Here is a 22,188-nt window from a genome sequence, read left to right on the forward strand (position 1 = left end):
GATTTTAAACCTGGGAGAGAGAAACATGACATTGAAAACATTGCTTCTGACCGCCAGCACGCTTGCGCTGGCGGCCGCCGCCGCACCCGCCATGGCAGCCGACTACAGCCGCTTCGGCATTCCGACCGACCTGCCGGGAACCTGCTCCTACGAGGCGATCGACGCCAAGGACTATTCCGGCCGCACGCTCAACATCATCACCCATGCCGTTCCGGTGATCGGCGAGCCGACGGCGCTTCATGCCAAACAGTTCGAGGAACTGACCGGCGCCAAGGTGAGCGTCGTGCACGTGCCGTTCGGCGACCTGTTCCAGCGCATCCTGATCCCATTCCAGACGGGACAGAATGCCTATGACGTGCTGTTCTACGGCTCGCTGTGGATCGGCGACCTCAACCCCTTCCTCGCCCCCGTTCCCGATGCCTATCGCGAGTCGACCGGCATGAAGGATGTTACCCGCAACTACATCGACGTCGCCAAGTGGGGCGACCAGATGGTGCAGTACCCGATCGACGGCGACCGGCATTATCTGAAATACCGCGCCGACATGTTCGAGAACGCGGAGATGCAGGCGAAGTTCAAGGAAGCGACCGGCCGCGACCTGACCGTGCCCGCCACCTGGGAAGAGTATAACGAAGTCGCCAAGGTCTTTTCCGGCTGGGACTGGGACGGCGACGGCAATCCCAATTTCGGCTCGGCGGAAGTCGCCAAGCGCGACGACCTGATGTTCTCGGCCTTCATCAGCCGCGCGGCTCCCTATGCCAAGAACCCGAACGTCAAGGGCGGCTTCTTCTTCGACCTCGAAACCATGGAGCCGCTGATCAATTCGCCCGGCTTCGTGCACGGCCTTGAGCTGTTCGTCGCGGCCTCGAAGGACTGGGCGCCGGGCGGCGCCAATTTCGGCCTCGGTGACGAAATCTTCGCCTTCGGCGGCGGCCAGTCGCTGATGAGCTATTCCTGGGACGATGCCTTCGTCCAGGCGCAGCAGGCCGACAGCCCGATCCGCAACAAGGTGGCTGCGGCGCCTCTGCCGGGCGCCCGCGAGGTCTGGAACCGCAAGACCAAGCAGTGGGACAAGTTCGAGGAGCCGAACCGCGCGCCCTACATCACCTGGGGCTGGACCTCGGCGGTGTCGGCCAAATCGAAGAACCAGGACATGGCCTTCGACTATCTGTGCTTCTTCTCCAACGAAGCCAACACCCTGTCCGACCTGCAGGTCGGCCGTTTCGGCGTCAATCCCTACCGCACCAGCCATTTCGATCCAGCGCTATGGACCGACAAGCTCGGCTGGGATGCCGATCTTGCCAAGAGCTACGTCGAAACGCTGTCGGGCATGGACACCAGCCAGAACCGTGTCTTCGACCTTCGCGTTCCGGGCGTCAACCAGTTCATGACCTCCATGGCAACGGGAGTCGCCTCGGCGATCGCCGGCCAGGCGACACCGCAGGCAGCGCTGGACCAGGTGGCCAAGGAGTGGAAGGACATCGTCGACCGGATCGGCGTCGACAAGGTGCGCGAGGCCTATGGCCGCGTCGTCGCTCTGGAAGACAACCAGTAACTCCAGGACCGTCGAAAGGGGGCGCATCGTAAGCGGTGCGCCCCTTACCGTGGAGAAGGCTTTCGTCCCGTGTCCTTCGACCGGGGCGGATGTGGCCATGAACTGAAGGAACGAACCGCGTGTATGGGCTGTCGCGCTACAAACTCTTCTTCCTGCTGCCGGGACTCCTCACCCTGCTGGCGATCATCCTGTTTCCGCTGATCTTCACCATCCGCGTGAGTTTTTCGGGATGGGATGCCGCAAGCCCCGGCCTGACCTTCATCGGCGGCGGCAACTACGGACGCATCTTCAGCGATGCCCGCTTCTGGGAATCCCTCGTCCGGCTCGGCTTCATCGCCACGGCCTGCGTGCTGCTCGAATATGTCATCGCCTTCGCGCTCGCTCTGCTCGTCTGGCATCAGGTGCGGCTGAGGCGGCTGACGCGCGTCCTGTTTCTCATTCCGATGATGACGACACCAGTGGTCATGGCGGTGATCTGGCGCACGATCTTCCACGAATCCCTCGGGCCGGCCAATGACCTGATGCAGCTTCTCGGCATTGGAAATATCGCCTGGCTGACAAGCGCCGGCTGGGCGACGGTGGTCGTCATACTCGTCGACGTCTGGCAGTGGACGCCGTTCATGTTCCTGCTGCTGATGGCCGGCCTGCTGTCCCTGCCGAAGGAGCCGTTCCTGGCTGCCGCGATCGATGGCGCCGGACCGATCCGGACCTTCTTCAACGTGACCTTTCCCGCCATGGCACCGATCTCGGCGGGCGCGGTCATCATCCGTCTGATCGAAGCCTCGAAAATCATGGAAACGATCTACGTCGTCACGTCCGGCGGGCCTGGCACGGCCACCGAAACCTCAAGCTACTACATCTTCATCCGGGGTCTGCGCGACTTCCAGATCGGCTACGCGGCGGCGCTGTCGATCACCTATCTGGTGATCATGATCGTGCTCTTGACGATCATCGCCAAGCTTCTCGCCAGATACCTCGTCAAATCGGGAACCTGATCCATGCCGCGCCTCTTTCGCATCATCAAGACGGCGGCGATCCTCGGATGGAGCGCCTTCGTCATCGCGCCCTTCCTGTGGGCGCTGACAACCTCGTTCAAGACCGCCAACGGGGTCACCTCCGGGCCGACCTATCTGCCCTATATCGACTACGAGCCATCGCTCGCCGCCTGGAAGGGTCTGTTCGGATCGGGCGCCGGCAGCATCGACATCGTCGAGCCGTTCGCCGCAAGCATGATCGTCACGCTGTCGGCCAGCGCCATCAGCCTGATCCTGGGAACACTCGCCGCCTATGGATTGTCGCGCTTTGTCTACAAGGCGGGGCCGATCGGCAACAACGACCTCACCTTCTTCTTCGTCTCGCAACGAATCATGCCGCCGGTGGTGCTGGCCATCCCGTTCTTCCTGATGCTCGGTTTCTTTAACCTGCTCGACACGATCCTCGGTCTGGTCATCGTCTACATCGCCCTGCTCCTGCCGATCGCCGTCTGGGTGATGGTCGACTTCTTCAACAATATTCCGCGCGAACTCGACGAGACGGCGATGATCGACGGCTGCACGCCGATCGAGACCTTCTGGCGGGTGATCCTGCCGAATTCGCTGCCCGGCCTCGTGGTCGCCGGTATCTTCTGCATCGTCTTCGGCTGGAACGACTTCTTCTTCGCCTTCACGCTGACCTTCACCGAGACGCAGTTGCTGCCCGTGGCGATCGTCTCGCTGAATTCCTCGGTGACGCCCTGGTGGAGCCTTTCCGCCTCGGCACTGGTCTCGGTGGCGCCCCTGATCGTGGTCGCCTTCCTGGTGGAGCGCTACCTTGAAAAAGGCAGCCTCGCCGGCGCCCGCAAATAGGAGGCATGATGACCTACGCAATCCGCAATCTGACCGTGGCCGACGGCAACGCCATCCATCTCGACGGACTGGACGTCGAACTGCCGGCATCCGGCGTCGTCACCGTCATCGGCCGCACGCTCTCCGGCAAGACGACCTTTCTCAAGGTACTGGCCGGGCTGCAGGCAGTACGCTCCGGCAATCTCGTGCGCGACGGGGTCGATCTCCTGAAGATCCCCGCGTGGAAGCGCCGGGTCGGCATGGTCTACCAGCAGTTCGTCAATTATCCGCACCTGAACGTGCGCGACAATATCGTCTTTCCGCTGAGGCGGGCCGGATGCACGCCGTCCGAAATCGAGGCGAAACTCACCTATGTGAGCGATCTGCTCGGCCTGCGCCCCTATCTCGACCGGCGCCCGGCGGAGCTTTCCGGCGGCCAGCAGCAGCGCGTGGCGCTTGCCCGGGCGCTGGTGAAGGACACCGATTTCCTGCTGCTCGACGAGCCGCTGGTCAATCTGGACTACAAGCTGCGCGAACAATTGCGCGACGAGTTCCGACGCATCTTCCGCGACAGCAGGGACCGCCTGGTCGTCTATGCGACGACCGAACCGGCCGAGGCGATGATCCTGCAGGGGCATGTCATCATCCTGCACGAAGGCAAGGTGATCCAGACGGGCGACTATCGTGACGTCTTCCACTATCCCGCCAACACGATCGCGGCGCAGGTTTTCAACGATCCCCCGATGAACCTGCTCGAAGGCGAAATCGCGGGCGGCCGGATGATCCTCGGGCCATCGTTCGAAACGCCGCTGCCGGAGCATTTTTCCACGCTTGCGCCGGGTCGCTACACCTTCGGCCTCAGGGCGACGGACCTGGCACTCCACGGAGACTTTTCTGCGACCGTGGCGCTCGCCGAGGTCAACGGCTCGCTGACCGTGCTGCATCTCGATCTCGACGGGCGCAATCTCGTACTCGAGGAGGAGGGCGTGCATCTCTTTCAGCCAGGCGACAGGATCGGTTTCACCCCGGACAGCGCGCGCTTCTACGCCTTCGATGCGGTGACGGGCACGCTGATTGCCGCCCCGCCGCGCAGAAGCGTCTCCGGCCAGAAGGATTGATTGCATGGCGAAGATCGAACTCAGGGGCCTTGGGCATTCCTACAATACCGTCGACGGCAAGCCGAACTATGCCCTCCATCCGCTCGACCTGACCTGGGAGGACGGTGGTACCTATGCCCTGCTAGGCCCTTCGGGCTGCGGCAAAAGCACGATGCTGAACATCATTTCCGGCCTGCTGATGCCGAGCGAAGGCAGGGTGCTGATCAACGGGATCGACGTGACCTCGGTCGGCGCAGTGAAGCGCAACATCGCCCAGGTCTTTCAGTTTCCGGTGGTCTATCCGTCGAAGACGGTGTTCGAGAACCTTGCCTTTCCGCTGCGTTGCCGCAACACGCCGAAAGGCGAGATCGACCGGCGGGTCAACGAGGTGGCAAGTCTGCTCAATCTCGACGGAGTGCTGCAGAAGCCGGCGCGAAAGCTCACGCCTGACCTCAAGCAACTGATCTCGCTCGGGCGCGGACTGGTGCGCGACGACGTGGCAGTCATCCTCATGGACGAACCCCTGACAGTGATCGATCCGCAGCTGAAGTTCAGTCTTAGACGCAAGCTGCGCGACATCAGCGCCCGGCACGGACACACGCTGGTCTATGTAACGCACGACCAGAACGAGGCGATGACGCTGGCCGAACAGGTCGTGGTCATGGACCATGGCCGCGTCGTACAGATGGGGAGCCCCCAGGCGCTGTTCGAGGAACCGGTGCATCGCCACGTCGGCTATTTCATCGGCTCGCCGGCGATGAATTTTCTTGAGGGCAGGGTCGACGGGGGTAAGGTGTCGGTGCTCGGACGCGAGGTCGGTGCGCTCCGCTCTGCCGAAGGCCGTTCGCTGGGCGAGGTCGTGGTCGGCATTCGTCCGGAATTCGTCACGCTTACCGACACCCCGCAAGCGGGCACATTGCCTGCGACCGTCATGGATATTCAGGACATGGGCTGCTTCGCCATCGTCAGCGCCGACCTCGGGAACAGCACGATCGTGAAGCTACGCACTCCCCATCACGTTCCGCCCGTCGGTGCCGCAACGAATCTTGCATTCACGCCCGAGAAGGTTCGCTTCTATAAAGACAATTGGCTCGTGAGCTAGCCCACTCACCCGATGCATGGCATGTTGATATGGAAATGCCGTTTCGCTTCCAAGGCTCTTTGCCGCAGGGAACAGCACGACGAGGTCACGCTGGCTCCTGGCACACCGCGTTTGGCTCGAGATAGAAATCAGAACGAGAGCCGGTTCAATCCAGTTGCGGAGCCACGAGCAAGGCGTCCATGGCCCAGCCGTGCTCGATGATGTCAGCGAGATGGCCCGAAAGAGTGTGGGCACGAGGCAGGAAAAGCGAAGGCCCGAAACGCAAAAACCGCCCCCGTTAGACGGAAGCGGTCACCGATTTATGCCTGAACTGGTTGCGGGGGCCCGATGTCACAGAGACTTGTGAAATTCGCCGCTTTGATAGGAAGCGAAGTGACGAACCCGGTTAGCGAAGCGTTTATCGGGCCCGAACCTCATCTACGCAGCCTTGCGGCATCTTTCGACGGCGGCAGTCCGAACTGTCGGGCATATTCCCGGCTGAATTGGTTCGGACTCTCATAGCCGACATAGAAAGCAACGGACGTTGCGTTCCCCTCCCCGGCAATCAGCAAGGATCGCGCATGGAGAAGGCGAACATGCTTCTGGTACTGGAGCGGGCTCAGCGCCGTCACAGCCTTGAAGTGGCGATGAAAAGCCGAGACGCTCAGCGCCGCCATTTCCGCCAGCGCCGCGACACGAAGCGGCTTGGCGAAATTCTCGCGTATCCATTGTATGGCAATGCCAACCCGCGAAAGCGCGGTATCAGGGGTCGCAATATCCCGCAGCATCCAGCCGAGCGGACCCTGCAGGACGCGAAAGAGGATTTCCCGCTCATAGGCCGGCGCAAGGGCAGCGATCTCGTTCGGGCGCCCCATCAGCCGGAGCATGCGAACCCAGGCATCCAGTAGGTCCGTCGTGACCGGCGCCACGGAAAAGCCGGTGCTGTAAAGTTCACCTCCGGCAGGTTTGGGCAGATCGACCAAAAGGTTCGCAACAATTGCCGGTGCCAGTGTCAGGCTAATCGCCAGGTAAGGCTCTTGGTTCGCTGAAGGATACACTGATCCAATGGCGGGCAGATCGACCGACATCACGAAATAGGTCGCGGGATCATAATGGAAGGTCCGATCACCGATGGTCATGGTCTTGGAGCCGGTTAGGATAATATTGACCATCGGGTCATAGACGGCGGCAAGCCTGTGCTCCGGGATCTCGCCCTGTACCATCGCGACGCGCGGAATGCCTGTCTCGGTACGGCGGTTCTCCGCCTTGCAGGCTAGTTGCCTGAGTTCTTGAAGCTGTGCGATCATGAAATTTGTTGTTTCACAGTAATGCTGCGCAATCAACAAGAAGGCAGGAATAGGCAAGCTCCAGAGAGGATCGTGCAAGCGGTCACAAGCGGTCTGCCGCTATCTGTTGTCTATCCAGATTGAAAGAGAAGCAAATGAGCATCCTCACTATCACCGGCGGAAGCGCCACCAGCCGGATCGCGACCGCCGGCGAGGCGCCCTACGCTTGCTTCAAGGGCGGGCTGGAAGTGCTGTCGCGCTAAATGCGCCAAGGAGTTTGAAGAGCGCCGCACCGCGCCAAATCCGTTGCGCCGGGCGCTATCCGCGCCGAACTCGGCGGCGATCTGAACGAGGAATTCGAGGCACTGCTGGCCGGGCAGACCAAGCTTGGTCGCGTCGGCGACGCCTGATGATGTTGGCTGCATGATCGCCAGCCTGCTGTCGAACGACAACCGCTGGATCAACGCGCGAAACATCGAAGTCGCCAGCGGCTATTTTAGCCGACATAGGCGTCTCATGCTTGATCACATTTTCCTCACGATCAGCGGCATTGCTCGTTCGATCGTTTTCCATGAAGGCCCCTCATCCTCGGCACAGGGCGCTTCAAACACAACAGGAGGATGGTCCTTTGGGTCATCCGGACTTCAGAAGCTTGCAGGACGGGAGTCGATGCCATGGCGAAACAACGAGATACCTTGCGCAGAACCGCCGATGCGCTAGTTGCCGCGACCAATGCCTTCGATGTCGAAGCCGTGCTGGCCCTGTTCACACCCGATGCGTTGATCGACGATCCTTCGACCGGCCACAGTTTTGTCGGCCATACGGGTATCCGCGACTACATCGAGCGATATTTCGTCGGTTATCACACCGTTACCCGCGCCCTTTCACTTGATGTTCTCAGCGACAACCATGCCCGCGTGCGGGTCGATTTCACCGGCGACTTCGGCCATGAGATTGGCGTGCTGGAACTCTCGCTCAATGCCAAGGGCCTGATCGTCCGCATGAACGCCGATCTCGAGTAAGTCAGGCAGAGGAGTCATACCAGCACGAAGAACGCATGCTCCATCGCGCGACCGCCGACAATGGCCGTGTGGGCGCCCAACACGGGGGGCGCCTGCCGGAACACCATCCGCGCCTGCCTTGTTTCAAGGCTCGGCACTCCTTGGAGATTGTCCTCCCCCAGTGCACGGCTTTGAAGCAGGGACCAGACGACTTCAAGACGCGGAAGGTTTGAACGGACTTGCAAATTCATGCGTAGAGACAGAATGATAGCTGATGTTCAGAGGAGAGCGAAGATGATCAAGGTCTGCGCTGTGGAATGGCCTGACGGGCTCACAATCGAAAGCGCAGCCTGGAAAGACATCGCAAATCGTCTGCGGACGCTGCGTCCCGATATCCTGATCACCAATGAGATGCCATTTGGCGCCTGGCTTCCAAGAACCCTGCCATTCGACCTCGGACGCGCAAGAGAATGGGCGCAACTCCATCAGGACGGCCTCGATGCACTCGGCGCTCTTGCGACGGCGGTGATTTCCTCGCGGCCCGTCCTTTACGGCGAGACATTGGCCAATGAAGCATTCGTGATCGAAGACGGGCGATACAGCGTCCTGCATCATAAGCACATTTTTCCAGCCGAAGAGGGATGGCAGGAGGACGGCTGGTTCTCGCCCTGTATTCCGGGCTTCGAGACAAAAGAAATCGCAGGCCTGAAGGTCGGCGCTCTTCTATGCACGGAACTCATGTTTCCGGAGCGGGCGCGCGCTGGGAAAGCAAGGCGCCCATCTCATCGCGGTACCGCGGGCTTCCGGCCACGACATGACCCATTGGCAGACGGCCGGAGCCATGGCGGCAATTGTCAGCGGCGCTTACGTCGTCAGTTCGAACCGCGTGGGCGCGGTCGATGGCGCACCTCCTGATTTCGGAGGTGGTGGTTTCGCCTTCGATCCCGCCGCTCGAGCAATAGCGACGACGACGCACGAAGCCACGATGGTCGTGATAGAGGTCGATACTTTGCAGGCTGAGGCGGCCAAGCATGCCTATCCGGTCTATGTCAGTGAAAGGCATTTGCGCCCAGGTCGGGCAAACCTGGAATCGGATGAGAAGTGAAGATCGCGGCAGGCCTCAGATGCAGCGCCGGTCAAGCCTTGGCCTTGTTGGCAGACAAGTCGTGCAACGCTTTCAATTCTTCGAAGCATTCGCCAAGCGTCCTCTGATTCAGGACGTGGATGACGGCATCTTCCGTTTCATCCGCGAGCCTGTCGAAGAAAACCGAGATGTTCGAGCTCACGAGGCAGCGCTGGGGGATGCCGCGACGAGCGGAGAACAGCCTCTTGTTGAGCGACGAGACTTTGTAAATCTCGCCAAGCGTTATCTCGTCGGCCGGGCGTGCCAATTCCACGCCACCAGACTTGCCCTTTGCAGATTTGACCATGCCCTGCTTCGCAAGGGGAACGAGCATCGTGCGAACCAGCGCCGGATTGGCTCCCAGGCTGTTCGCCAACTCAGCCGATGTGAGACGCGGCCGGCCTTCTTCCTTCGCAAGCGCAAGGCTGAGAAGAATCTGGAGGTTTGTGGCGAACCTGACGTCGATCATGGGCAGATGCTATCGTCCCCGCGGTCATGGCGCAAGAGATATGCAATAATCATTATTTCCGAATGCAAATTGTCGCTCGATGGTCGGACGCGACGCTGGCCGGGTGAGGCCCTTCGTCATCAAGAGCAGCGGCGCGATGCCCCTTAAGGGCCGGCATATCCTTTTGCCGCCGATGCAACACCGGGAATCAATGCCTCGATCTCGGCCCAGTCCCGTCCATGCGGATGGGCCGCCCGGGAACGTTCCTCCCAAGCGGGATAGGCCAAAAAGATAGCCGCATCCAGATTATCGCCGGGGATCCCACCCGCCCGGGCAAAAGGCCTGGGATCCCTTATCGTTGGAGCTGTTGCCAGTTGCGCAGCCAAGGCGCCCAGGAATTGTCGGGGCGATCACAGCCCTGATCGCTTCCAACGCTCCGTGACGACAGCGAGCCCAGGCTGGCAAGACGGATAGCATCGCCCCCGGTCACGCACCTGGAAAAGCCATAGGCAGGTCGTGCACGATGACCTGACGGGCGATGCGCCAGGCGCCGTCCACTCTGCGCAATATCGGGCGATAGTAGCCCGACTCGATGGGCGTAATCGAACCTTGGGCTCCACTGGCGCCATCGGGCCATCCTCCAGCCGGGCGCTCCTGTCCGACCGTATTGAAGACGATGAACTGCGCATCGATGGTCGCGTCGTCACCATTGATGGTGACGATGTGGTCGCTCGTCGTATGGTGGCTCCAGCCTCGCTCGGGGTGGGGCGCCATCAGACTGCGAACTGCGTCACCGATATTTTCCGCACCGGAAAGTTCACCCAGCTTCGTGAGCACCCCGCGGTTGCTGTAGAAGATTTCCACCGTTGCATCCGGCAGGTAAAGGTCCGCCATTGCCCGCGGATCGCGGTTATCGGCCGCGCGGACGTAACGCGCGAGCACTTCGATTATGTCTGATCTGTCTGTCATGCTCGTTCGCTCCGCTTATAATGAAATAGACACTATTACATTAATCCGTATCCGCAATAATAAAGATTGCATTATTTGACTGCGCCGCAACGCCGCGTCCGGCATCTCCATTCACAATGTCGCCATTCCATCAAGCGCCAGCAAACGACGCGCCCGACAATCCAACCGCCTAGACTTCATAGCACCTGAAAATCAGTTGAAACGGAGAGCCCGCGCCAGGCTTGGATAATCGCGGCGTCGGAGCGGTGCTTGGCTTCGATCGCCGCCACGGTATCGCTTCCAAGCGGAAGGCGAACCGGCGGGTCGACTGCGTCGGCGAAATCTACCAATATCTGCGCCAGCCTGTCTGGATCGCCCGGCTGGGAATGATTCATCCTCGCAGCCGCCGCGCGGACCGCGCCGGCAGTCTGCGCATAGTCCTCGATGAGGGTCTGGCCCACGCGGAGGGAAGCGACATCAAGAAAATCGGTCCGGAAATAGCCCGGCTCGATGGCGGTGACATGGATGCCGAGCGGGGCGAGCTCAGCACGAAGCGACTCCGACAGCGCCTCCACCGCGAATTTGGTTGCGGAATAGATGCCAAAGCCGGGCCCGGCGCGGTAACCGCCGATCGAAGAGAAATTGAAGATCCGTCCCGACCGCTGGCCCCGCATCACTGGCAGGATGGCGCGGGTGACGGAGAGCAAGCCGAATACGTTGGTACGAAACAGCGCCTCCACCTCTGCCGCCGTGGCCTCCTCCACGGCGGCGACCAGCCCGTATCCGGCATTGTTTACGAGCACATCGATGCGGCCGAACCGGTCATAGGCGCTCGCCGCGGCGGTGTTGGCCTGCGCTGCATCGTTTACGTCGAGTGCAACGGCGAGCAGATTGTCGTGAGGCCCCAATCGCTCGGCGATCGCCTCGGGATCACGGGCCGTAGCGACAACGGCGTCGCCCCTTGCAAGCGCCTTTTCGGCAATCCGTGCGCCGAACCCACGCGACGCGCCGGTGATGAACCAGGTCTTCATGCTGTTGCTCCTTTGGAGGATGGGGCGCGCCCGGGCGCGGGTTCAGGCCTCGACGATGGAAACAACGATCTTGCCTGCAGCGGTCCGGTCGGTGATCGCGGCATAGGCCTCAGCCACCGTGTCGAACGAGAAGACCTGCGGATCAAGGTGCGGAACGAGCTTGCCGGCCTCGACCAGTGCAGCAGCGGCCTTGAGGATCTCGCCATGATGGGCACGTCCAATGCCATTGAGAAGCGGCGCCAGGGTGAAGACGCCCGAATAGGTTCCGGCCTTGAACGAAAGCGGCGCCAGGGCGTGCGTGCCCCAGCCAAGGCAACTCACCACATGGCCGAAGCGCTTGACCGCCTGGAACGACGCATCCAGAACGGCGCTGCCGCCGGTATCATAGACCAGATCGAAACCTGCGCCGTCGGTCAGGCGACCGACATAGCCTTCGATCGACTCGCTGGCATAATCGACGGGTGTTGCACCCATTGAGCGGATAAAGTCAGCCTTTGCCGCGCTATCGGTCGCAAATACCGTTGCGCCGAAAGCAACACCGATCTGGACCGCCACATGGCCGACGCCACCGGCACCGCCCTGCACGAGGAGCGTCTGGCCCGGCTGGACTTTGGCGCGATCGACGAGGCCCTCCCAGGCCGTGATAGTCACGAGCGGCAATGCAGCCGCCTCGCGCATCGTGAGGTTCGCCGGCTTGATCGCCAGCAGGCTCGCGTCGACCGAGGCAAACTCAGCCAGCGTGCCCTGAATGCCGCCGACACCGCCGGTCATCCCATAGACTTCATCACCGGGATGAAAAGTCGTGACGTCGGCGGCTACCGCCTCCACCACACCGGCCAGGTCGAGGCCCAGAACGGCCGGCAACGGATGGCGGGCATGGGCTGCCGCGCCCGCTCTGATCTTGGTGTCCAGCGGATTGACGCCGCTGGCATGAATGCGAACGAGAACCTCGCCGGAATTGACTGTCGGGCGAGCAATTTCGGTAAGGCGGAAGGGGCCGTCGTTTGTCTCGACGAGTGCGGCCTTCATGCTCTGCATAGGATTGGTCACGGCATATCTCCTTGTTGATTGCTCAGATATGAGCCCAACTTGCAGGCATGGTGATGATAAGTATTGCACGATACTCCTGCAAAAATGCATGGATAACTGTGATGCGCGCTCTTGAATGGAACGATTTGCCCATCTTCCTTGCGATCGCTCGCGAAGGCACGCTCGGAGCGGCGGCTCGTCGTCTGAAGCAAAGCCAGCCCACCATGGGCCGGCGGCTCCGGACGCTCGAAGAAGCCGTCGGCGTTACTCTGTTCCAGCGGACCAGCGACGGTTTCGTCCTGACCGACGAAGGGGAGGCAATGCTTGCGCACGCGACCCGAATAGAAGAAGAGGCGCTTTCGATGCAGCGCCAATTGGGCGGTAGCGCCGGCGGTCTCGAAGGTCTGTTGCGCGTGTCATGTTCCGACTGGTTCGGCGCAACCATGCTCAGCCCGGTATTGCGGAGTTTGCCCAACTCCACCCGAAGGTCACAGTGGAACTGCTGACCGACCCGCGTCTCTACAGTCTCGCACGCCGTGAAGCCGATCTCGTCATTGGAAGACTAGCGAGATATTCGCCCTCGCCAACGACAAAAACTGCACGAATCTTGGCTCCATATGCTTCGTTCGAACCGGACGTCGGCATTTAGTTCAGCAGCCGGTTTTCTTTCAGACGCGCCGCGGCCATGTCGACGAAGGCCCTGACCTTCGCGGGCGCGTGCCGCCCCTCCGGATGGAGGATATGGATGGGCAATGGCGGCTCCTCATAATCGCGGAGCACGACTTTCAACTCGCCTGCGAGAAGTGCCGGGCCGATCTGATAATGCAGAACTCTGGTCAATCCCCAACCTTGACGGGCGGTCGCTATCGCCGCTTCATTCGTGTCGCACTGAAGGGCGGGAGTGATCGTTACCCTTTGTTCATCCGCGAAGCGCCATTCCGGCGATGCCCAGGCGCTCGTCGAAGCAGCGATACGGTGATCCTTGAGGTCGAGAGGGGTCGTCGGAACGCCATACTGCTCGAAATAGCTGGGCGACCCGCATATGACACGCCGGACAGTACCGACTTTGATGGCGGCAAAGCCTGAATTCGGAAGATGGCCTATGCGAATCGCCACATCCACTCCTTCTTCAACGATATTCACGGGGCGATCAATAAACAGCGTCCTGGCACGCATCGCCTGATGGGCGTTCAAGAATTCAGTGACGATTGGTAGCACATACATCTGCCCGAACATCGCAGACGCGGTAATTGCCAATGTGCCGGTTGGGGTGGCGTAGGAGCCGCCTGCTGCGGCTTCTGCTTCCGCGATGTCCACCAGTATGCGGCGGCAATCTTCGAAATACCGAGTTCCCGCCTCGGTCAGCTTGACTGATCGGGTCGTGCGAACGAACAGCCGGGCGCCGACAAGATCCTCAAGCGCTGCAACGGTGCGCGTCACAACTGGCGCGCTCATATGCATGTGCCGCGCCGTCTCTGCAAAACTCTCCGTCTCAGCAACCTTGACGAAAATCCGCATTGCCTGCCATCGATCCAATCGAGCCTCCAAATCGCAAGTGTCACTCGAACTCTGGCATTATGAACAAACCCGTATCAACCTCTGAAGGAACCTCACAAGGCTGCTTCAAGAATGCTCGCAATGACATGACCCGGAGGCCAACGGATAAATTAGATGGATCATGGAAGAGATCTATTCTTGTACAATGCGGCTATCTCTTCTATTTCCGCGCAGACATGCACGCTGAGACCTGCCCTAACGGCCCGCTCGCGTTGTTCGTCGTTTGGCGCGAGTGCCAAAGCTAATGCCCTTGATACCTGGAAGTCAAAGCTTGAGCCGCTTCGTGCCATGTCGACTTCCGCGCCGCTCATTCCGAGCGCCTTGGCATCTTCTTCCTGTTGGCGGGTCAAGAGAGCATCACCGCCAGCGGCGGTGAGCGCGAGTGCAATCGACAATCGTGCCCGCGCGTCGAGCTTGAAACCTGTCATGGCGGTACTTCCCGGAAAATGAGCTCGGCCTAGAAGCCGAGCTCGCTAAGGCCCGGATGATCGTCCGGCCGGCGTCCGAGCGGCCAGCGGAACTTGCGGTCCGCTTCCGTGATCGGGTGTTCATTGATGCTTGCGTGGCGCGCGCGCATCAGCCCATCTTCGGCGAATTCCCAGTTCTCGTTGCCATAGGCACGAAACCACTGACCGCTGTCGTCGCGGTATTCGTAGGCATAGCGAACGGCGATACGATTGCCCTGGAAGGCCCAGATCTCTTTGATCAGCCGGTATTCAAGCTCGCGGTTCCATTTGCGCGTGAGGAAGGCTTCAGCCTCGGCACGACCGCTCAGAAACTCGGCGCGATTACGCCAGCGCGTGTCGGCGGTGTAGGCGAGTGCCACCTTGGCGGGGTCTCGGCTGTTCCAGCCATCTTCGGCCAGGCGGACCTTCTCGATGGCGGTCTGTTCATCAAACGGGGGAAGCGGCGGACGGGACATGGGATAAATCCTTGTCGACGGAAAAGGGATGGGAGGGTGGCCGCGGGCAGGCGACCACCCGTCAGTTCGTCATGCGGCAAGGCGATCGATGCGGGGGAAATCGATCTCAGTGCCAAGGGCTTCGTTGACGTAGTTGGTGAAGGTGTTCAGCGCGACATGTGCGATGATCTCGAGCACTTCTGCATCGCTGTAACCGGCGTCCCGTACCTTCTCGACTTCACCGGGCGCAACCGAGCCGCGAGCATCAACAAGGGCGCGGGCGAATTCAACGGCGGCGGCGGCCTTTGGATCATTCGACGTGCCGCGGCGGTTCGATGCGATCTCACTGTCGTCGAGCTTGGCGAACTTCGCGCCCGTGTAGGTGTGCGCCGAAAGGCAGTAGTCGCAGCCATTGGCTTCGGCCATGGTCAGCGCGATCCGCTCGCGGGTGGCCGGAGCCAGCTTGCCCTTACCGAGAGCGCCTTGCAATGCAGTCAGACCGTTCAAAGCGGCCGGGCTGTTCGACACCAGGCGGAAGAAGTTCGGCACGGAGCCGATCTGCTTCTGAATGGCTTCAAGGATGGGGCGGGACGCTTCCGGTGCATCGTTGATTGTAGCGGGTGTAGGAATGCGCGACATGTCTATCTCCCTGAGGTGATTGCGAAAGGCCGTTCCTTTCGTCATGATTAAGATGCTCCGGTATTGCTTGATGATGAACGTCGAAAAAGCGGAAGATACTCTTGCGTCAGAAGCATTGATGACAAGCGTTAGAGTTCGAGCTGGATCCAGTTTTCCTCGTCGCTCTCCTGTTCGGCAGGGACCGCCAAGCACAGCAGCACTTCGCCGTCGGCGATCGCCGCCGTTGGCTCCTTGATGTAGGTCACCGCACCCTTGGTGAGCTTTGTGCGGCATGTTCCGCAACTGCCTTCCCGGCAGCTGAACTCTGGCTCCAGGCCCCGCGCTTCTGCGAGTTCCAACAGCGTGCCGGACTTGGGTGTCCAGCGCGCTTCCTTCAACGACCCCATGAAAGCGACCGGCACCGGCTTTGTGGATGATGGTCGGCGGGCCGGCGCAGCCAGTCCCGCATCGAGCCTCCTCCTCAAGGAGGAGGGACCGAAGGCTTCCGCGTGAATCCGCCCATCTGCGATATTATAACCTCGCAACCCGTCATATAATGACTGAGTAAATTGCGGAGGCCCGCACAGATAGAAATCATAGTCGTTGAATGGCAGGCGGCGAGAAAGCAGCGCCATATCGACGTGCCCGATGGCGTCGTAGTCAGCGCCTTCTTCCGCTCCGTTCGCGTCGCTCAGGACCCGGATGAGACTGACGGCGCCCTGCGCCGCATCAACAAGCTCGGCAATTTCCCTGTCGAACGGCCGCTCCTGCTTGGAACGTGCCGCATGGAAAAGAATGATCGGCCGGATGTGCTGCTTGCGGAGCCCCTCGTAAACAATATGGCGCAGCATCGCGAGCATAGGCGTAATCCCCACTCCACCCGCAAGCAGCACCGCCGGCCGGATGGCGCGGGCGTCGATCGTGAAGTCGCCGGCTGGCGCCCGCGCTTCGATGGTGTCGCCGACGCGAAGGGTGTCGTGGAGATATTGCGACACCGAGCCGCCGCGCTTGACGCTGATGCGGTAGACCCCGTCCGAGGGAGCGGCTGACAAAGTGTAGGTTCGGATGACAGGCTTGTCTGAGCCTGGGAAGGTCACGCGGATCGGCAGATGCTGTCCAGCAACGTGCGGCAGCAACCCTGCCCCGTCGCTCGGCTGCAAATGAAAAGAGCGGATCGAAGTGCTTTCCTCAACGATGTTTGTGACGGTCAGCGCACGCCAACGGGTCGCGAGATCCGCGGCACGTAGCCGGTTGGCTGCTTGCGTCCAGTCGCCGGTCATCAACGAGTTCGCGGACCAGCCGTCCTCTCGAAAAGTCCAGCGCAGCGCCAACGCATTGAGGCGGCGCACGAGCCGGCGGGCCTTGAACGTCCACAGCCGTTCGGCGCCCTGGAAGGCTGCGATCTCCGGCGAGTTCAGAATGACCTGAGCGTCACCCGTCATTTGCAGCATGTCGCCACTGGCGTAGTCGATGAAGAGAAGCCCGGCCTTGCCATTCATCAGGATATTTCCGAGCGTAGAAAAGAAGAGGTTTCCATCGAAGTCCGGGATCGTAAGCGTCCCGTCGTCGGCAACGCGAACGAAGCCGGCCTTGCCGCCGCGATGGGACACGTCGACCTGGCGTCGGTCGTCGCGATCGACATAGGACGCTACAAAAAAAGTGTCTGCCGCCTCGATCATGGAGCGTGCGGCGTGATCCAGTGCAGACAGTTCCTCGACGGTACCGGCAAATGGCTCGCCTGGATCACGAACGAAGTCGAAGTCACGCAGTTGAATGTAACGCGGGCAGTTTCCGAAGCTTTGGTCGACATCAACCTGGATCCCGTCGGGGGCGGTCGAAACGATCCCGTTCATGCGATTGCGGCGCCGGGTGTGCATCTCTATGCCGAGAAGGCCAATTGGCCGACCGTACGCCATACCTTCACTTGCTGGGTCGCTGGCATCCCTTCTCGTCGCGATGCGAAGGACGGTCGGCGACGGAGAGGACATAAAACCGGACCGGCCTTCGAGGAAAGTGGCCCACGCGTCGCCGCGGGTATCGACACTGCCGAGAACAACAAATGGCAACTGCGCATAGAAGTCGCGATGTTGATTCGGCATGAAATCCCGAACAACGCGCTGGCCGACAGCCGCCATGTGTTCAACTACGCCGACCTTTTCCTGAATAAACGTCTCACCCTCGTGCCAGATTGTCAGTTTCTTCAAGATCTCGCTCATTTCCCGACTCCCAAGAACAGTTGGATCGGGCGCACGCAGCCGCGCGCCCGAATTCGGGCCTCAAGCGGCCGCAAGGCCAATCGACGTTTGGTCGAACGGGACGAAACCTGGCAGCGCTTCGACCCGGCGAAGAAATGCGTTGACGGCAGGATAGTCGGAAAGGTCGACGTTTCCTTCCGGCGCCCGAGCCACGTAGCTGTAGATCGCAACATCCGCTACGGTCGGCCGATCACCGGCAAGCCAGTCACGAGCGGCGAGTTGGCTTTCGAGCTTGCTGAGAAGAGCGTGGGCGCGACCGATAACCTCTTCAGGATTATACTTGGCACCGAAGATCGTGATCAGACGTGCGGCCGCGGGACCATAGGCGACCTCGCCGGCAGCAACCGACAGCCAGCGCTGAACAGCAGCGGAGCCTTGGGGGTCTTCGGGGAGCCAATCCACGCGGCCGGCTTTCTTTGCGAGGTAGATCAGGATGGCGTTGGAGTCAGAGACAACGACGCCATCGTCGTCTAGCACCGGCACCTGCCCGAATGGGTTTAGCTGCAGAAAATCAGGCTTCTTGTGTGCGCCTGCCATCAAATCAACCTCGACCAGTTCGTGGGGCAAGCCAAGCAGCGAAACGAACAAGCGGGCTCGGTGTGAGTGACCCGAGAGAGGGTGGTGATAAAGTTTCATCGCGCGCTCCTGCGAAATTCTGGATGGGTTCATTCCCGATCCGCAGTGCGAAGATGCTACAGGTAGTTGATGTCGAGAATGGCCGCGTTTCGCAGTTCATAGTTACAGATGACGCAACAATCGTCGTTGCACGCGAAGGGTCAGTTGACCTGCATGCAACAGTCTAACCCTCACGGACAAACCAACCGCACCTGGCAAGCGGGACACAGAAACAGGCAAAAATCTAACAGCTTCGTGCAAGCACCAAGCCGCGACTGGCGCTATCTCGTGGGCACCCAATCGAAGGAGTGACCAATGAAGATCGCCATCATCACAGGCGGAAGCCGGGGCCTTGGAGCCAGCGCCGCCATTCAGTGCGCCAGGCAAGGCATGGGCGTCATCCTGACCTACAACAACAACCGGCAGCGCGCCGATGAGGTCATCCAGACCATCGAAGCCACTGGCGGGAAGGCGCTGGCGCTCCGGCTCGATGTGACTGACAGCGCAAGCTTCCCGGCCTTCCGCGACAAGGTGCGGGAAGCCCTCCAGTCCGTCTGGGATCGCCCGGATTTCGACTTTCTGGTGAACAACGCCGGCTACGGTCTCTACAACATGATCGAGACCGTCACCGAGGAGCAATTCGACGGATTGTTCCAAGTTCATCTGAAGGGGCCGTTCTTCCTGACCCAGACGCTGCTGCCCTTGATGGCGGATGGGGGCCATATCCTCAACATGACCAGCGCGACCAGCCGCGTCGCCACGGCGGGCGTGGCGCCCTATGCCGCGTTCAAGGGCGGGCTCGAGGTGCTGACCCGCTACATGGCGAAAGAATTCAGCGCCCGCAAGATCCGCGCCAATGCCATCTCGCCCGGTCCGATCCGCACCGAACTCGGCGGCGGCCTGAATGAGGAGTTCGAGGCGCTGCTGGCATCGCAGATCGCGCTCGGACGGGTCGGCGAGCCCGATGACGTCGGGCTTGCGGTCGCCAGCCTGCTGTCCGACTACAATCGCTGGATCAATGCCCAGACGATCGAGATCTCGGGCGGCTACATCATCTGAGTGGCGCGAGGACAGCACTTGATCCGGCAATCTTCACACCACGGCACAGGAGAAGACCAAATGAGAGAGGCCGTTGAGATTTCCACTTTCCGCCAGACAAAAGGGCTCACGCTCGAGAACTTCTCCTGGCGGCGAACGCCGACATCAATCCATGGCTCAAGCGGCGACCCGCCTTCATCTCCCGCCGTATCTGCCAGGAGGGCGATGGCTCGATCGTCGACATGCTGATCTGGGCAAGCGCTGGAGACGGCCGGCGCGCCGCGGCCGGCATCACGACCGAAATGGCGGGGTCTCCCGTGCACGATGCGATCGATCAGTCGACGGTCCGAGGAACGATCGCGGAGGTTCGATCGTCCATCTGAATGAATGGGCATTGCCTGTCCGATCGCTCACCCATCAGGATTTTGCGTTCGAGCCGGCAAGCGGTTGGGCCTGGCTGTGCGAGGGCCTGGGCAGAAACTCTCCGCGCAGCATGAGCCGGATCGAGCCAAGCGCAAGCATCGCGATGGCGAGATTTGTGCCTATGAAGGTTATGGGAGCAAGCGCGGCTATGGCTCCAGCCTCGCCTCTCGCCACCGCTCGTAACATGGCAGTCGAGATCGCAGTAGCGCCGAAGCTGAACGCCCAATAGGAGGCGACGAACCGCTGTTTCATGATCCAGGGCAGAAGCCGCAGCAACAGGAGGGCCTGAACGAGCCCATATCCCAACATGGCGCGAACGAACATGTCCGGAGGTCCGTTCGTTAGGCTCAGATAAGCCACGCTGCCGACAGTGGGTGGAGCAAGCTGGATCCCGAGCGACGGGCGCAGCGCCTCTATCATCTCTGGAGCGGTGAGCATCCGGTTGAAAAGCACGGATTCGATCGCAAGCCAGGAGAAAAAGCCGGCCCCGAAAGCCAGTTGGCCCCAATCCCCGTAGCCGAACGTGCCAGCGGCCGTTGCGGCCACGAACGATGCGGCCACGGAAGGGAGATAGAGAACCGGTGTCGTGGTGGTGGTTTCGCGATTGCCGCGCCAGAGCCGCCCGGTTCGCCACAGCAGAAACAGCAAGGAGAACGTGGCGCCGGCGAAAACAAGGATTGCTGCCAGAAAGTGACTGTAGGGAAGAAGCGAAAGCCCCGCCAACATGGTAGCGACGCCGGCAAGCCCGATGAAACAACATTGTACGGGGTGTCGTGCTTCCTCAAGAGCCTCTGCCGGGGCGACCAGCCACTTCGCAGCGTAAAGCCCGGTCACAACCAGCCACACGGCAACGGCGATGAGGCTGATCGTCTGTCCAATCTCGGGCGGCATATTCCATTCCGGCGGAGCAGACTGCCAGCTGCTGCCGAGTCCGGAGATCCCCAGGACAATGCCGAAGAACGAAGCAGGGGGTAACGGGACCGCCATGCCTGAAAGCAGCGGCGATCTTGATGTTACAATACGCATGGATGACCTCGACCTAAACCGCGCTCACGCAAGCGCTCCGCACTTCCGAAAGGAGATCTATGGCCGCTGAGTGCGGTTTTCTTGGAAGAATCAGTGATCTTCAACGATGTCCGCGGGCTTGAATACGTAAAACTGCACGCCGATTCCGCCCCCTTCTTACAATGCCCCGCCCCGATCGTCCCTTAAGTGTTCCCGCGTCGACAACCGAGCCCACGGGCCGCCGCCTGACCGCAGCGGATCCAGCGACACTCCCGGAGAAGTGGGAGATGTCCTGCATCCAGAGCAGTGTTTGCCAGGAGGGAAAGCCGCTGCCTTCAACACTGGCGCCAGACGTCGACCCTGTCCATCACGCTGAAAGGAACCAATTCGGATGACCCACGCTCTTTCCCGCAGGAACTTCTGTCTCTGCTGCATCGCAACGACGACGTTTTCAGCCACCGGCTGGCTGACGCCGCGCGAAGTCTTCGCCAAGGCGAACGGCATCGTCGACATGATCAAGGGGTCCGCCGCGACGGCGCCCATCACCATCCACAAGCTGCGTGGCAACGTGTCCATGCTGGAAGGTTCCGGCGGAAACATCGCGGTTCTGAACGGTCCTGACGGCAAGGTTCTGGTCGACGCCGGCATCGCTGTATCGCGCGTCCAGGTGAAGGCCGCGCTCGACAGTCTCGGTCCTCAGCCGATCTCGACACTGATCAATACCCACTGGCACTTCGACCATGCCGACGGCAACGAATGGATCCATAGCGAAGGTGCCCATATCCTCGCCCACAAGAACACCCGCACGCATCTTTCGTCGGCGCAGCGGGTGGAGGATTGGGACTATGATTTCGCCCCTTCCCCGTCCGGGGCAATCCCGACCGAGGTGATGGAAGACAGCCACTCGCTGAGACTCAACGGCGACACGCTGGCGCTTCAATATTACGGCCCGTCTCACACGGATGGCGATATCTCCGTGAAATTCGCCGAGGCGGACATTCTTCACACCGGCGATACCTATTGGAACGGCGTCTATCCGTTCATCGACTATTCAACCGGCGGCAGCATCGACGGGATGATCAAGGCAGCCGAGGCGAATATCGCGGCGAGCACGAACAAGACAATTATCGTCCCGGGTCACGGTCCGGTCTCCACCCGGGCACATCTGATCGAGAGTCTCGACATGCTATCGGCAATCCGAGACAAGGTCGCATCGCTGAAGAGCAAAGGACATTCGCTCGACGAGGTGGTCGCGGCGCGGCCGACCGCGGCTTTCGACGACAAATGGGGCAAGTTCGTCATCGATCCGGCATTCTTCACCCGCCTGACCTATGCCGGCGTCTGAACGCCCGTC

The 22,188-nt window shown here is 60.9% G+C and carries 22 protein-coding genes and 1 pseudogene; 11 read left to right on the forward strand and 12 right to left on the reverse strand.

The features are described 5' to 3' along the window. Positions 1–25 precede the first annotated feature (25 nt). From L867_RS0119720 to L867_RS0119740, 5 genes are all read left to right on the forward strand, one after another. Positions 26–1,555 (forward strand): extracellular solute-binding protein, encoded by a 1,530-nt coding sequence (locus tag L867_RS0119720; protein ID WP_028738458.1) that lies wholly within the window; start codon positions 26–28, stop codon positions 1,553–1,555. A 119-nt stretch (positions 1,556–1,674) separates the two neighbouring features. Further along, a complete protein-coding gene (locus L867_RS0119725) occupies positions 1,675–2,550 on the forward strand; it encodes a carbohydrate ABC transporter permease (protein WP_028738459.1) in 876 nt (291 codons plus the stop codon). A 3-nt stretch (positions 2,551–2,553) separates the two neighbouring features. Then, entirely contained in the window at positions 2,554–3,399 is an 846-nt protein-coding gene (locus tag L867_RS0119730) for a carbohydrate ABC transporter permease (protein ID WP_028738460.1), read from the forward strand. Positions 3,400–3,407: 8 nt separating this feature from the next. Beyond that, positions 3,408–4,496 (forward strand): ABC transporter ATP-binding protein, encoded by a 1,089-nt coding sequence (locus tag L867_RS0119735; protein ID WP_028738461.1) that lies wholly within the window; start codon positions 3,408–3,410, stop codon positions 4,494–4,496. Positions 4,497–4,500: 4 nt separating this feature from the next. Next, on the forward strand, positions 4,501–5,577 hold the full coding sequence (locus L867_RS0119740; RefSeq protein WP_028738462.1) for an ABC transporter ATP-binding protein: 1,077 nt from the start codon (positions 4,501–4,503) through the stop codon (positions 5,575–5,577). Positions 5,578–5,990: 413 nt separating this feature from the next. Here the strand turns inward: L867_RS0119740 and L867_RS0119745 are convergent, their stop codons facing one another. Further along, positions 5,991–6,863, reverse strand: a complete 873-nt coding sequence (locus L867_RS0119745) for an AraC family transcriptional regulator (RefSeq protein ID WP_028738463.1) — start codon at positions 6,861–6,863, stop codon at positions 5,991–5,993. A gap of 653 nt (positions 6,864–7,516) precedes the next feature. On the opposite strand from L867_RS0119745, the gene L867_RS0119755 reads away from it, so the two are divergent. The 3 genes from L867_RS0119755 to L867_RS28225 all read left to right on the forward strand — a co-directional run bounded on the left by L867_RS0119755 (position 7,517) and on the right by L867_RS28225 (position 8,948). Next, entirely contained in the window at positions 7,517–7,864 is a 348-nt protein-coding gene (locus L867_RS0119755; RefSeq protein ID WP_051439117.1) for a YybH family protein, read from the forward strand. 273 nt (positions 7,865–8,137) lie between these two features. After that, entirely contained in the window at positions 8,138–8,758 is a 621-nt protein-coding gene (locus tag L867_RS25845; protein WP_210163655.1) for a carbon-nitrogen hydrolase family protein, read from the forward strand. Continuing rightward, a complete protein-coding gene (locus L867_RS28225) occupies positions 8,658–8,948 on the forward strand; it encodes a hypothetical protein (RefSeq protein WP_408605997.1) in 291 nt (96 codons plus the stop codon). Before L867_RS25845 ends, L867_RS28225 begins: the two co-directional genes overlap by 101 nt. 31 nt (positions 8,949–8,979) lie before the next feature. Here the strand turns inward: L867_RS28225 and L867_RS0119770 are convergent, their stop codons facing one another. The 4 genes from L867_RS0119770 to L867_RS0119785 all read right to left on the reverse strand — a co-directional run bounded on the left by L867_RS0119770 (position 8,980) and on the right by L867_RS0119785 (position 12,431). Then, positions 8,980–9,435: an RrF2 family transcriptional regulator gene (locus L867_RS0119770; RefSeq protein ID WP_028738466.1), complete on the reverse strand. Its 456-nt coding sequence runs from the start codon at positions 9,433–9,435 to the stop codon at positions 8,980–8,982. Between the two features lie 465 nt (positions 9,436–9,900). After that, positions 9,901–10,383: a nuclear transport factor 2 family protein gene (locus tag L867_RS0119775; protein WP_028738467.1), complete on the reverse strand. Its 483-nt coding sequence runs from the start codon at positions 10,381–10,383 to the stop codon at positions 9,901–9,903. A 176-nt stretch (positions 10,384–10,559) separates the two neighbouring features. Continuing rightward, positions 10,560–11,393 carry an oxidoreductase gene (locus L867_RS0119780; protein WP_028738468.1) on the reverse strand — a complete coding sequence of 278 codons (834 nt, stop codon included), beginning with the start codon at positions 11,391–11,393 and terminating at the stop codon, positions 10,560–10,562. Between the two features lie 42 nt (positions 11,394–11,435). Next, on the reverse strand, positions 11,436–12,431 hold the full coding sequence (locus L867_RS0119785; protein ID WP_028738469.1) for a zinc-dependent alcohol dehydrogenase family protein: 996 nt from the start codon (positions 12,429–12,431) through the stop codon (positions 11,436–11,438). A gap of 113 nt (positions 12,432–12,544) precedes the next feature. Here L867_RS0119785 and L867_RS25850 point away from each other — a divergent pair. Continuing rightward, a pseudogene (locus L867_RS25850) lies at positions 12,545–12,978 on the forward strand (LysR family transcriptional regulator); the annotation flags it as partial. A gap of 89 nt (positions 12,979–13,067) precedes the next feature. Here L867_RS25850 and L867_RS0119795 read toward each other — a convergent pair. The 6 genes from L867_RS0119795 to L867_RS0119820 all read right to left on the reverse strand — a co-directional run bounded on the left by L867_RS0119795 (position 13,068) and on the right by L867_RS0119820 (position 18,389). Further along, complete coding sequence (locus L867_RS0119795; protein ID WP_028738470.1) at positions 13,068–13,958, reverse strand: LysR family transcriptional regulator; 891 nt, start codon at positions 13,956–13,958, stop codon at positions 13,068–13,070. A 140-nt stretch (positions 13,959–14,098) separates the two neighbouring features. After that, complete coding sequence (locus L867_RS0119800) at positions 14,099–14,407, reverse strand: hypothetical protein (RefSeq protein WP_232363978.1); 309 nt, start codon at positions 14,405–14,407, stop codon at positions 14,099–14,101. A 29-nt stretch (positions 14,408–14,436) separates the two neighbouring features. Further along, entirely contained in the window at positions 14,437–14,901 is a 465-nt protein-coding gene (locus L867_RS0119805; RefSeq protein WP_028738472.1) for a nuclear transport factor 2 family protein, read from the reverse strand. A gap of 69 nt (positions 14,902–14,970) precedes the next feature. After that, entirely contained in the window at positions 14,971–15,519 is a 549-nt protein-coding gene (locus L867_RS0119810; RefSeq protein WP_028738473.1) for a carboxymuconolactone decarboxylase family protein, read from the reverse strand. Between the two features lie 128 nt (positions 15,520–15,647). Beyond that, positions 15,648–17,714, reverse strand: coding sequence for an FAD-binding oxidoreductase (locus L867_RS0119815; RefSeq protein ID WP_028738474.1), 2,067 nt, complete (start codon positions 17,712–17,714; stop codon positions 15,648–15,650). Positions 17,715–17,774: 60 nt separating this feature from the next. Next, entirely contained in the window at positions 17,775–18,389 is a 615-nt protein-coding gene (locus tag L867_RS0119820; protein ID WP_028738475.1) for a glutathione S-transferase family protein, read from the reverse strand. A 294-nt stretch (positions 18,390–18,683) separates the two neighbouring features. Between L867_RS0119820 and L867_RS0119825 the strand changes: the two genes are divergently transcribed. Further along, entirely contained in the window at positions 18,684–19,427 is a 744-nt protein-coding gene (locus tag L867_RS0119825; protein ID WP_028738476.1) for an SDR family NAD(P)-dependent oxidoreductase, read from the forward strand. 396 nt (positions 19,428–19,823) lie between these two features. Here L867_RS0119825 and tehA read toward each other — a convergent pair whose 3' ends face one another. Next, complete coding sequence (tehA, locus tag L867_RS0119835; RefSeq protein WP_028738477.1) at positions 19,824–20,855, reverse strand: dicarboxylate transporter/tellurite-resistance protein TehA; 1,032 nt, start codon at positions 20,853–20,855, stop codon at positions 19,824–19,826. A gap of 364 nt (positions 20,856–21,219) precedes the next feature. On the opposite strand from tehA, the gene L867_RS0119840 reads away from it, so the two are divergent. Further along, positions 21,220–22,179, forward strand: coding sequence for an MBL fold metallo-hydrolase (locus L867_RS0119840; protein ID WP_028738478.1), 960 nt, complete (start codon positions 21,220–21,222; stop codon positions 22,177–22,179). Positions 22,180–22,188 lie beyond the last annotated feature (9 nt).

The organism is Paenirhizobium selenitireducens ATCC BAA-1503, assembly GCF_000518785.1.
In the GTDB taxonomy this organism is placed as follows: Bacteria; Pseudomonadota; Alphaproteobacteria; order Rhizobiales; family Rhizobiaceae; genus Allorhizobium; species Allorhizobium selenitireducens.

Excerpts from the sequence above, each read along its gene's own strand:
- L867_RS0119815 (WP_028738474.1), bottom strand. The coding sequence starts at position 17,714 with ATGAGCGAGATCTTGAAGAAACTGACAATCTGGCACGAGGGTGAGACG.
- L867_RS0119785 (WP_028738469.1), bottom strand. The coding sequence starts at position 12,431 with ATGCAGAGCATGAAGGCCGCACTCGTCGAGACAAACGACGGCCCCTTC.
- L867_RS0119770 (WP_028738466.1), bottom strand. The coding sequence starts at position 9,435 with ATGATCGACGTCAGGTTCGCCACAAACCTCCAGATTCTTCTCAGCCTT.
- L867_RS28225 (WP_408605997.1), top strand. The coding sequence starts at position 8,658 with ATGACCCATTGGCAGACGGCCGGAGCCATGGCGGCAATTGTCAGCGGC.
- L867_RS0119810 (WP_028738473.1), bottom strand. The coding sequence starts at position 15,519 with ATGTCGCGCATTCCTACACCCGCTACAATCAACGATGCACCGGAAGCG.
- L867_RS0119820 (WP_028738475.1), bottom strand. The coding sequence starts at position 18,389 with ATGAAACTTTATCACCACCCTCTCTCGGGTCACTCACACCGAGCCCGC.
- L867_RS0119730 (WP_028738460.1), top strand. The coding sequence starts at position 2,554 with ATGCCGCGCCTCTTTCGCATCATCAAGACGGCGGCGATCCTCGGATGG.
- L867_RS0119805 (WP_028738472.1), bottom strand. The coding sequence starts at position 14,901 with ATGTCCCGTCCGCCGCTTCCCCCGTTTGATGAACAGACCGCCATCGAG.
- L867_RS0119755 (WP_051439117.1), top strand. The coding sequence starts at position 7,517 with ATGGCGAAACAACGAGATACCTTGCGCAGAACCGCCGATGCGCTAGTT.
- L867_RS0119745 (WP_028738463.1), bottom strand. The coding sequence starts at position 6,863 with ATGATCGCACAGCTTCAAGAACTCAGGCAACTAGCCTGCAAGGCGGAG.
- L867_RS0119825 (WP_028738476.1), top strand. The coding sequence starts at position 18,684 with ATGAAGATCGCCATCATCACAGGCGGAAGCCGGGGCCTTGGAGCCAGC.
- L867_RS0119780 (WP_028738468.1), bottom strand. The coding sequence starts at position 11,393 with ATGAAGACCTGGTTCATCACCGGCGCGTCGCGTGGGTTCGGCGCACGG.
- tehA (WP_028738477.1), bottom strand. The coding sequence starts at position 20,855 with ATGCGTATTGTAACATCAAGATCGCCGCTGCTTTCAGGCATGGCGGTC.
- L867_RS0119740 (WP_028738462.1), top strand. The coding sequence starts at position 4,501 with ATGGCGAAGATCGAACTCAGGGGCCTTGGGCATTCCTACAATACCGTC.
- L867_RS25845 (WP_210163655.1), top strand. The coding sequence starts at position 8,138 with ATGATCAAGGTCTGCGCTGTGGAATGGCCTGACGGGCTCACAATCGAA.
- L867_RS0119720 (WP_028738458.1), top strand. The coding sequence starts at position 26 with ATGACATTGAAAACATTGCTTCTGACCGCCAGCACGCTTGCGCTGGCG.
- L867_RS0119800 (WP_232363978.1), bottom strand. The coding sequence starts at position 14,407 with ATGACAGGTTTCAAGCTCGACGCGCGGGCACGATTGTCGATTGCACTC.
- L867_RS0119735 (WP_028738461.1), top strand. The coding sequence starts at position 3,408 with ATGACCTACGCAATCCGCAATCTGACCGTGGCCGACGGCAACGCCATC.
- L867_RS0119775 (WP_028738467.1), bottom strand. The coding sequence starts at position 10,383 with ATGACAGACAGATCAGACATAATCGAAGTGCTCGCGCGTTACGTCCGC.